The sequence below is a fragment of the Pedobacter psychrodurus genome, from assembly GCF_004331735.1.
Lineage (GTDB): Bacteria > Bacteroidota > Bacteroidia > Sphingobacteriales > Sphingobacteriaceae > Pedobacter > Pedobacter psychrodurus.
Map to the genome: position 1 here is coordinate 24692 of NZ_SJSO01000029.1, position 11360 is coordinate 36051.

Genomic DNA, 11360 nt, shown 5'->3' on the forward strand with positions numbered 1-11360 from the left:
GATAGCAGGGTGCATATTGTAGGGTGCAGAGACAGGCATCCGTAGATTGATTACTTTGAAACTATGAGGGGCACGCCGGGTCGTCATCTCGACCGCAGTGGAGAGATCTTTGGACTTTCCCGCTTAAACATATTATAAAGATTTCTCCATTTCGTTGCACTCCAGTCGAAATGACGACTGATTCTTACTAAGAAAATCTGCTATGCCAGATAACAGGGTGCAGGTAGGAGGGAGCATATTGCAGGGTGCGGTGAGTTTTCTTTTTTAGCCCTTTCCCTTTCAGGGGAAAGGTGCCGATAGGCGGATAGGGGTTTATGCGGATCGGTGGGAATACGATCAATAAAAAAGCCGCAGGTCAGGAGAGCTGCGGCTTTATGGTGTCGCTCCCGAATGAATCCGGGAGGTTGATGTTTATTTGCATTAAGATCCCCGCCTGCGCGAGGATGACGACCGTTCTTTAAAACTTAAAAGAGTTCAATATAACGCATATTGTTGCATTAAGATCCCCGCCTGCGCGGGATCCGATAGCTATCGGATGACGATCATTTTTTTAAAACAAATTATGGCTTCTTACCAATATTTACCCGAATATTCACTTCGAAATCGCCGTCGGTGTAACCACTGATAGCTGAAGTTGCGGTATTGTAATAAGCCATAAAATATAAGGTCGATTTGTAGTTCATGCCAAAACCAAAAGTAGCATTCTGTGTATTGTGGTACATGGCCATTACGTATAATTTATCGTTGGCAAAATTTGCATTTACACCAGCATCCCATAAATTATCGTAATTTTTGATGCCCCTGAAAACACCTTTAGGCTCCAGGCTGATGCCGTTTATACCTGATCCCAACATGAACTTATAACTCACCGCCGAATAAAACGTTGGTTTATCGGCAAAGTTTAAATCGTCTTTTCTAAAAACAGAACGCATATTCGGAACGGCACCTTCAACAGTTAATCCTTTCGAGGTATAAGAGATCCCGAAATCGCCATCTAAATAATAACCCCGATCGTTAAAACGGGCGATGGATGGATCGTTAATGTCGCTGTTTCTTACACTGCTCAAATCCAGTTTATCCTGACTTGCGCCAAAAGAGATCCCGAAGTTTAATTTCTGGTCGTCGTTGTTTAACGGGAGGTGGTATGCAAAGGTTCCAACAGCTTTGGTGCGCTGTAGACCGCCAGATTTCTCGTTGTACACATTTACGCCCCAACCCACTTTGTTGAGCTGTTGATCTAAAGTTACGCTCTGGGTAATGGGTGCCCCTGGAATGTTCGACCACTGTTTGCGGAAACTGCCGTTGATGTTAAAACCTTCAGTAATACCCGCCATTGATGGATTAGCCAGGTAGCGGTTCTGGAAATATTGTGCATTGAGCGGAAGGATCTGCGCCTTCACTGTAGTTAAAAATAATGTACTGGCTGCAAATAGAAACGTTACGCGACGCATTTGCTTTATGTTTTTTGTAATTGCTTTCATGTCTGTAATTAGTCTCTAATGATGTTGATAAAACCTTTAAAAGTACCGATGCCCTTGCCCAGATCAATGATGTAATAGTAGGTGCCTTCGCTCAGCGGACTACCGTTTACTGTTCCATCCCAATCGTTGGTATAAGTTTGTTTGGTATATAAAACCCGCCCGGCCTTATCGAATATCTTCAGGGTATTGTTTGGATAATAATCGATGTTTTTTACGATAAATTTATCATTGTATCCATCACCATTTGGTGTAACTACGGTACTGGCTTCTAACTTATAATCTTCGGTTACGGTTATCGAAATGGTTTGATCGCTAACACAGCCACTGGCGTTGGTTACGGTTACTTTATAAGTGCCGCTTTGTTTTGGCCTGATGCTTGCCGATGCGGTGTTTTGTCCGTTGGTAATTTCAGCACCCGTCCAGCTGTATTGTGTACCGCCAGTTGCAGTTAAAACCAAGGCATCGCCTTTAGAGATGGTTACACCTTTATTGCTGCTGATGGAAACTACAGGTAAAGCGTATATGGTTATCGTTGCTGTTCCGGTTTGTGCCTGACCACAATTTGCATCTTTAACATTTACTAAATTATAGGCAAATGTACCTGCTACATTAGTTGGTGCCGAAACCGTTACCGATGCGCTTGCTGCTGTAGTGCTTACGGTTTGGTTTGTTCCGCCGTTAATATTGTAGGTAAAAGTATAGGGTGCAGTTCCGTTTGCTCCGGTAAAGGTGATGGTTGGAGCGGCTCCGTTTAAGCAAACTGCAGCTGTACCTGTAATGCTTGCTGTAGCAGTAGAGGTAACCGTTAATTTGAAAGTTTTAGTGGTTTTATCTATCCCTCCAAAATCTGTTCCTCCGTTATCCATTACGGTAACCGTAATATTGGCTACACCACTTACATTGTTTTTTAGGTGGTAAGTGATGGTACCTTTATCAGTTCCATTTGCAGCTACGGTTAATACATCAAACAGGTTAGCGTTATCAGTAGTAACAGAAAGTGTTGTGTTTTGCGCAGTTTCAGGACCAGCAGAAATTCCGGTTAAAGCAATGGTTTGATTGGCCGGGGTATAACAAACGGCCTGGTTTGCCACAGCATTGAGGCTTGGAACGCCATTGCCGAATAAATATCTTGTTTTAATTGGATAGTGATCGGTTGTGGTAGAACTGTAATTGGTTACCAGGTTTTTAACTGCGTCCAATACCTCGGCCGAGGCTGGAATGTAGTTGAGGTTAAGGCTTTTCGTGACGATTACGTTATCAATTACGGTATTAAATCCAGCTGTAGATTGTTTACCTGCTAAACTTAAAGGTAAGGTTACCGGGAAATAATTGGCCGCATCCTGCGTAAAATCTGAATAGGAAGTACCTGTACCCGGCGGCATTGGCGCGATGGTTTTATCGGCATCTAATACATCGTTAAAATCGCCAAGAATAATCACTTTTTTGCCCGCAAGGTTAGCGTCTAACCAATCTTTTAATTGTTTATTTCCGCCTTTTCTCCGGTTATAAGCATCAATCTGATCGGCTGTTGGGCCTGTGTTTGCTTTGGCATGAAGCTCGACAAAATAAACCGTATCCAATTTATTGTTGATTTTTACCTGCGCCTGCATCATGTAAGGGAAACGGCCCGATGACCAGTTTTTATATGGGGTACCATCGGCACTCGTTGCTGGTACAGCAGGGTTATAGGTATCTCTTAAAATGCCTAAAGTTGAAATGGGTTTAATCAGATCGGTGCGGTACATAAAAGCCAGTTTTTGTGCCGATGGATAGTCGGCATCGGTTTTATCATCGGCATACGATCCAAACTCACTGAACACCACATTATAGCCTGCAGGTAAAACTGTATTTCTGAACAAGGTGGTATCTACCACCTCGGCCAGACCATAAATATCTGCATTGAGGTTGTTTATGATGGTTTTAACATTGGCCGCCTGCAACACATCGTTCGATGGATCTTGGGCAGGGCTACCAAACCATTCGATGTTCCAGTTTACGACTTCTAAGGTATTGGCAATATCGAAGGTGTTTCCGCTAAGGGCAACTGTTTTGTTTGCCGAACCAGCAGTGGCAATACTTACATTTCCGGTATAACTGGTATTCACTATGGTTGGCGAAAATTTAGCGTAAACTGTAGGTGAAGTATTGTTGATATCGGCTTTTGGGTAAGTTATTGTACTGGTATATGCTCCGGTACTGGTTTTTGATAGTGTGAAATTAGCCGGAGCGGTTAAGGTTACATCGCCAGTTAAGTTACCTGCAGAAAAACCGAAAGTATTGGCCGCCGAAGTGGTATTGGCTGCCTGGAAACCAAAGCTAACGCTTGATGGCGAAGTGCTAATATCAACAGCAGGTGGGGTGTTCGAATTGGTTACGGCAAAATCATCAACTGTCCAGCGGCTGGCCGATGAGGTAGTAGAATTATATACAATAGCCACATAAATTGGTGTTGCTTTATAGGCTGATAAGTTTATATTATCCGATTTTGTCCATTTATCGGTACCCGTTTCAGGAAATTTACCGTCTAAGCTGGTCCATGTGGCCAATGCAGGATTACCTGAACCGGTATAGTTTGTCGAGATTTTGAGTTGTAATTTATCTCCTGCGAAAGCTGATCTTGTCCAAAAAGATAAAATAGCATAGTTAAACGAAGCGATATTCAAGGCTGGCGAAATTAACCAATCCTCATTCAAAATATTACCACCCGAATAACCATTAATCTGAAGGGCATTTCCTGCGCTTGCCACACCTGTTGGGTCGGCCGCATCATGGCCGAAAGTAGTGGTACAGCCCCAGGTTTGTGCACCGGTTACGCTGTATTGATAAAAGCCATCGGATAGGGCAGCACTACCAACCGTCGTACAGTTTTCAAAGTTGAAAGCCGTTTGGTTAGGATCAACAGCCGGACCAGTTAATGAAAGTGAAACTGAAGTTGCACCCGCACTTGCATGTAAAATGGCACCAGTAGAATTACCCACAGCCGTTGGGCTAAATTTTACATAAACAGTTTTGTTGGTTGCCAAATCTGCAACACTATAACTTAATGTGGTAGAAAAGGTAACATTATCTTTCGAAATAGAAAAAGGTGCCGCTGTAGTTAAAGTAGTGGCGTTGGTTAGGTTTCCGGCAGATAATACATAAGTTTTAGCTGCTGAAGTGGTGTTTATGGCCTGATTGCTGAAAGCTAAGGTTTTTGGCGTGACAACTAAGTATGGGCCAGACATCGAAGCTGGCTCAGTTATCGAACTGTTTTGCGGATTTGGTGCCCTCAGCACAAAATCTAACGAATTTTCATCGCTATCGTATCCATTACCTGCAAATTCTTCTGTACCGCCAATACCCATGGTGGTGGCATTTGATGTTGCGCTTGCTTTTCTTTCTATTGATGAAGTATTGGTTGTAGCAGGTGCAGGGGCAATACCTTCGTAGCCATTTGCTGTTCCAAAACCAACTTTATCAATAATATTTGCACTAACTGGATTGGCACCTGTTTGAGGGGTAACCGAATTGCTTAACAATACTTTTCCGGTTGTGCCCGATAAGTTAAGTGTGCCAATTTTATCAGGTGTTGGTAAATTTACTGTACCACCTGTGCCTGCTGACTGTTGGATCAGGTAAAAACCTTTTGGAGCAATAGAACCCGATAAGGTGGTTGCTGCCCAGCTGCCTGTACCTGTAGCACTTGCATACTGAACGCTCCAGCCGGTTAAATCGACAGCTGTAAGTGTTGGGTTGTATAATTCGATAAAGTCGTTTTTATAGGTAGCACCGCTGTTACCACCACCGCCATAAACTTCAGAAATAACCACATGATTGGCGCCAGTTGGTTCTTTTATCGAAGTGTTTTGCGGATTTGGGGCAGTAACTACAAAATCGCTACTGTTGTTATCGGTATCGTAACCATTTCCATTAAATTCTTCTGCACCACCTACCGCTAAAGTAGCCGCTGTTGAAGTTGCACTTGCTTTACGCTCGATAGCAGTGGTATTGGAAATTAAAGGCGTAGGCGCGGTTTCAAAACCCGTGGCGGTTGGGCCAAAACCTACTTTATCTATTACCACAGCGGTTGATGGGTTAGCACCAGTTAAAAGCACGTTAGCACTGCTTAAAATTACTTTTCCGGTGGTACCCGAAAGGGCTAATGTTCCGGTTGCATCGGGTGTAGGTAAATTAACGGTTCCACCTGCTCCAACAGCTTCCTGAACCAAATAGAAACTTTTTGCAGGTATACTTCCAGTTAAATCTGTTTTGGCCCAGGTTCCTGTTCCGGCAGCATTTAAATACTGAACGCTCCAGCCTGTTAAATCAACTGCTGTGTTGCCCGGGTTATATAATTCGATAAAGTCGTTTTTGTAGGTTGCACCACTGTTTCCGCCGCCACCATAAACTTCTGATATGACAACATGCGTTGGCGCTGCGGGTGGTGTTGTGCCCACACCTGTTGTGGTAATATTCTGCGTGTTTGCACCAGTGCTCGAAATACTGATATTACCCGATGCTGCGGTAGCTGCTGTCGGACTAAAACGTGCCGAAACCGTTTTGCTTGCTGCAAGCTCAGCCACAGTATAAACTAAGGAAGTACTATAGGTAACATTATCTTTAGAAAGATAAAAAGGTGCTGTTGTGGTAATATTTACAACATCGGTTAAGCCCGTTGCACTCAGGGTAAAGGTTTGTGCTGTAGAATTGGTACCTGTATTCTGCGAACCAAAATCGAAAGCAGTTTGGTTTACCGTTAAAATTGTTGATAGTCCATTTCCGGTTACCGCAACATTAACAGGGGTAGCACCAGTGCTTGTATTGGTAATATTGCCGCTGGCATTGCCAGCAACTGTTGGACTGAAACGCACATATACCATTGGCGATGCAGCAACCTCGCCTGCAGTATAGCTGATTGAATTGCTGAAAGTAGTATTGTCTTTCGAAACAAAGAAAGGTGCTGTAGCATTTACTGAAACGCCTGCCGTTAAATTGGCTCCACCTAAAGTGTAACTTTGTGCTGTAGCATTTGAATTGATGTTTTGATCGCCAAAAACCAATGAATTATTTGATGCTGATAAAACCGGTGTAGCGGTAACACTGCCTTTTGGGGTGATGCTAAAATCGTCGATCGTGTAAATACCGTCGCTTCCTAAATCGTCGGTATCTGTCCAACGGATATAAAGCGTGGCGCCATTTGCCCAGGTAATTGCGGATATGCTTCCCGAAATAGCGGTTTGGTTTGCAGGTAAGTTTCCATCAATACCAGCTGCTGCGGTAGTTGTGGTTAACTTTTCGTTAAGGTCCATGCCGGTAAGCGGTAACCAGGTGCCCGATGCATCGGCAATGCTTGTGGCATTGAAACTGTATTCGAAATTTAGTTTTTCGTTAACCGTAGCTGTTGAACCAGTTCTCCACTGTTCCATAACACCTGATAAATCGATTGAAGTTACGGTTGCACCGGTGTTATTCTGGAATGCGGCACCAAATCTTGGTACCAACGAACCAGAGGCAAGGCTTCCTAACGAACGGTCGGCTGCTCCGGCTGTCCCTGCATTGTAAACGGCGCCAGCATTTGACGAAGCGGTATAAACCGTTAATGTTAAAGCCGAACCAACAGCTGCGGTACCTGTGCCACTGGCTTTAACGGCGCTCCATCCAGCAACTGCCGAAGTGCCTGTTGCAGTCATGCCGTCAAAATTTTCTGATTTAGCTGTATTTATTGCCGTTAATGAAACTTGGGCAGATAAATAATTGGAGAAAACCAGGAAAAATAAAATGAGAAGTAAAGGTCTTTTCATATAATAAGTTTTGTTTACAACAAATGTATATGCAATTGCCTTATTATCAGATTAACTTAATGTTAATTCGGTAAAATGTGGAAAAATAAATATAATATAGGGTAATTTTTTGGTTGTGCAGACGTTAATGTGATTTTTTTACGGTGTTTTATCCGGATTATTGGCTAAAAGATCCATCGAGATGTATCATAAACATAGATTGTCATCCTGTCCAAAGGACTCCTACGGAGAGCCTGTCGAAGGACCTGTTTTTTAATCCCTTTACCTAAGGCCGATCGTCCTGAATTCATTTCAGCATCCATCCTGCTATTAAAAAACCTTGGCTCCGAAAAAAACTATCATTTGAACATAATTATTAAAAGATTATTTTTTCCGCTCTATGCCGCGGGGCATGGTACTTTGGAGCGCCAAAGTACCCAAAGCGCTTTGTCAATCCAGCAATGTGGCTTTTCACCGCCCCTCGCTCATCAAAAAAACAGTGGCACTTCGTTTTGTGTTCAATGCTCTTTAAAGCTAAATTTATGCTTGTGAACACAAAACCACTACGTTTTAGGTTTGGCAATGCAAACTGTTCTTTTCTGCAACTGTTTTTTTGATTTTCCTGCCACCTGGGATTGACGGCGTTCTTCGGTAGGGCCTGTGGGATTTTTAAGGAAGCTAGCATGATGCCTAAACTGTCTTAAAGATATAAAAAACTTAAATCTGTGTGCGTCTGTGCTCATCTGTGGTTAAAAACTCTTCACATCACAAGATTGCTACAGGTATTCCTCAGTATCCCCTTTACCCTCACCAATCACTGAATGAAACGGAAAGCCCGAATCTCGATGTAAAACCTACTGAGGACACATCTTTTGCAATATCCTTAGCATTGACCGTCATTGCCAGCTTGACTGGCAATCTTAATGCAAGAAGAAAGTTTAATGAGCTATGTGTGAGGCTTTAAGATTAACTTCGTTGAGCACTTTGTGGTTCCCGTTTTCACGGGAATGACGCAAGAAGAATGGAATTGTGTCTACATTATAGGGAGGACTTGAAGTGTAAAGCAGGGCAGGAGGCCGCCACGGGTAACCGGAACTTTCACTTCCAAAAAATGCAATACAATATACCAAGATCTTATAAATATTCCTCAATATTCCCTTTACCCTCACGAATTACTTCGAAATCGCCCGTGGTACAATCAATTACGGTAGATGCTTCGTTATCGCCATAACCACCGTCGATTACCAGATCAACCAAATCTTCATATTTTTCGTGGATCAATTCCGGGTCGGTAGAATATTCAACTACGTCATCATCATCCTTTATTGAGGTAGATAGAATGGGATTGCCCAGTTCTTTTACAATACAGCGTGCAATATTATTATCAGGTACACGGATACCGACCGTTTTTTTGTTAGAACTGAGTAACTTGGGTACGTTGTTATTGGCATTAAAGATAAACGTAAATGGCCCTGGTAAAGCTTTCTTTAAAACCCTGAAAGTGGTATTGTCAATGGGTTTGATGTAATCAGAAATATGCTTTAAATCGTGGCAGATGAAAGAAAAATTGGCCTTCTCGGGTTTTATACCACGTATACGGCAGATTTTTTCAATAGCTTTTGGATTGGTAATATCGCAGCCCAAACCGTAAATCGTATCAGTTGGATAGATAATTAAACCCCCTTTCTTCAATACTTCAACAACTTGTTCAATGGCTTTTTCGTTGGGGTTTTCTGGATAGATCTTAATAAGCATAATGCAAAAATAACAAATTAATACGTTTGTTGTTTGAAGAACATATTAATCATATAGATGTTAAATATGTACAAATAGTTGTACAGTTTTTTTATTATCTTTATTTTTGGGTATTATAAACATTAACATGGAAATCACAAATTATACCTCATTTAGGCAAAGCTTAAAGTCTTATTTAGATAAGGTTTTTTCTAATCACACGCCCTTGTTTGTTACTAGAGCGAAAGGGGAAGATGTTGTAGTTCTTTCTAAAGCGGATTATGATAGTATGCAAGAAACTTTTTATCTAGTAAAAAGTCCAAAAAATGCGCTTAGGCTGGAGCAAGGATTAAAAGATTATGAGAATGGTTTAGCGAAGGAGCAGGACTTGATTGATCATGATTGAATTATTTCTTGAGGGCGCATGGGAGGATTATCTCTATTGGCAATCGGTTGATAAATCGATTCTCAAGAAAATAAATGCCCTTATAAAAGAAATAGAGCGCACTCCTTTTGAAGGTGCAGGGAAGCCTGAACTATTAAAACATCAATATTCTGGATGGTATTCAAGGAGGATTAATTTAGAGCACAGATTGGTATACAAAGTAGAAGATAACAAAATTATTTTTCTACAATGCAGATACCATACTTAACAATAACAAAACATGAGAAAAGCTTTCGTCGCAATTGCCGCATTTTTAGTTGCCCTAACCATTATGCTGGGCATGTATCATCCCTTTTTATGGTGGACATTCATTTTTACAGGTCCTTTTGTAATTCTTGGTGTTTACGATTTATACCAGCCCAAGCACAGTATCGTAAGGAACTACCCGGTTTTTGGCCGTTTAAGGTACTTTATGGAAGAATTAAGGCCGAAAGTTTACCAGTATTTTGTAGAAAGCGATACGAATGGTACGCCTTATAGCAGGTTAAACCGTTCATTAATTTATCAACGTGCTAAAAAAGATAATGATACCATTCCGTTCGGAACACAGTTAAATGTTTACGATAATGGCTATGAATGGTTAAGTCATAGTATTGCCGCTATTTCTCACCACGAATTAAATTTAGATCCACGTGTTACTGTTGGTGGGCCAGATTGTAAAAAACCTTATTCTGCGAGTATTTACAATATATCAGCCATGAGTTTTGGCTCATTAAGTCAGAATGCAATTCTGGCTTTAAACGGTGGTGCTAAAATGGGCAATTTTGCGCACAATACCGGCGAAGGTGGGATCAGCGATTATCACCGTCAGCCAGGGGGTGATTTAATCTGGCAGATTGGTACGGGTTATTTTGGCTGCCGTAATGCCGATGGGACTTTTAATTATGAAGCTTATGCCGAGCGGGCAAAAACCGATCAAGTGAAAATGATCGAGATTAAACTTTCGCAGGGGGCTAAACCAGGGCATGGTGGTATGCTGCCAGCCAAAAAGGTAACACCAGAAGTCGCCAGGATCCGTTTAGTGCCCGAAGGTAAAGATGTATTGTCGCCACCTGCGCACTCGGCATTTAATACGCCTATCGGTTTAATCGAATTTGTTAAAAAACTTCGCGATTTATCGGATGGTAAACCAGTAGGTTTTAAACTTTGTATCGGTCGTAAAAGCGAATTTTATGCTATTTGTAAAGCCATGATAGAAACCGGGATTTATCCTGATTTTATTACCGTTGATGGTGGTGAGGGCGGAACAGGTGCTGCGCCACAGGAGTTTTCGAATTCTGTAGGTATGCCTTTGCGCGAAGGTGTGGCTTTTGTATATGATGTTTTGAATGGTTTTGATCTGAAAAAACACATTAAAATTATTGCTTCGGGTAAAGTGGCAACAGGTTTCGATCTGGTTAAAAATATAGCCCTTGGTGCTGATATGTGCAACGCTGCCCGCGGAATGATGTTCGCTTTAGGCTGTATTCAGGCTTTAGAATGTAACAGCAATACCTGCCCAACAGGCGTAGCTACACAAGATCAGAGTTTAATGAAAGGCCTTGTGGTAGAAGATAAAACCGTTCGCGTTAAAAACTTCCATAACCTAACCGTGGCCAGTGCAGTAGAGTTGTTGGGCGCTGCAGGTTTAAGAGAAACGCATCAGTTAAGCAGGGCATATATCAATAGGCGGGTAAGTCCGAGTGTAATTCAGAGTTATTTAGAGAGTTTCCCATATATTCCGGCAGGTAGTTTGTTAAAAACACCTTATCCAACACGTTACGAATTGGGTATGGCACTCAGCACTTCGGCCAGTTTTGCACCAACTGATTATAAGGTTTCGGCGGTAGATTATTCACACGCTAATCCATATGGCGACACCATGCATGATGATGGGCGTTAACAGCTAGGGATGACTTACGAAGTTTCAGAGGGCATAAGCGTAGGCAAAACTTCGTAAGT

6 protein-coding genes are annotated in these 11360 nt (G+C 42.1%); 3 read left to right on the top strand and 3 right to left on the bottom strand.

Going from position 1 to position 11360, the window contains the following annotated elements:
• Nucleotides 1-560: 560 nt before the first annotated feature.
• The 3 genes from EZ456_RS22715 to EZ456_RS22725 all read right to left on the bottom strand — a co-directional run bounded on the left by EZ456_RS22715 (nucleotide 561) and on the right by EZ456_RS22725 (nucleotide 8995).
• Nucleotides 561-1481: a PorP/SprF family type IX secretion system membrane protein gene (locus EZ456_RS22715; protein ID WP_131534133.1), complete on the bottom strand. Its 921-nt coding sequence runs from the start codon at nucleotides 1479-1481 to the stop codon at nucleotides 561-563.
• An 8-nt stretch (nucleotides 1482-1489) separates the two neighbouring features.
• A complete protein-coding gene (locus tag EZ456_RS22720; RefSeq protein WP_131534135.1) occupies nucleotides 1490-7261 on the bottom strand; it encodes a lamin tail domain-containing protein in 5772 nt (1923 codons plus the stop codon).
• A gap of 1113 nt (nucleotides 7262-8374) precedes the next feature.
• A complete protein-coding gene (locus EZ456_RS22725; RefSeq protein WP_131534137.1) occupies nucleotides 8375-8995 on the bottom strand; it encodes an L-threonylcarbamoyladenylate synthase in 621 nt (206 codons plus the stop codon).
• Between the two features lie 127 nt (nucleotides 8996-9122).
• On the opposite strand from EZ456_RS22725, the gene EZ456_RS22730 reads away from it, so the two are divergent.
• Genes EZ456_RS22730 through EZ456_RS22740 form a run of 3 tightly spaced genes read left to right on the top strand, consistent with a single transcriptional unit; the run spans nucleotide 9123 to nucleotide 11301 of the window.
• A complete protein-coding gene (locus EZ456_RS22730) occupies nucleotides 9123-9380 on the top strand; it encodes a type II toxin-antitoxin system Phd/YefM family antitoxin (RefSeq protein ID WP_131534139.1) in 258 nt (85 codons plus the stop codon).
• Nucleotides 9373-9627, top strand: coding sequence for a Txe/YoeB family addiction module toxin (locus tag EZ456_RS22735; protein ID WP_131534141.1), 255 nt, complete (start codon nucleotides 9373-9375; stop codon nucleotides 9625-9627). The genes EZ456_RS22730 and EZ456_RS22735 overlap by 8 nt, the downstream gene beginning before the upstream one ends.
• 12 nt (nucleotides 9628-9639) lie before the next feature.
• Entirely contained in the window at nucleotides 9640-11301 is a 1662-nt protein-coding gene (locus EZ456_RS22740) for an FMN-binding glutamate synthase family protein (RefSeq protein WP_131534143.1), read from the top strand.
• Nucleotides 11302-11360 lie beyond the last annotated feature (59 nt).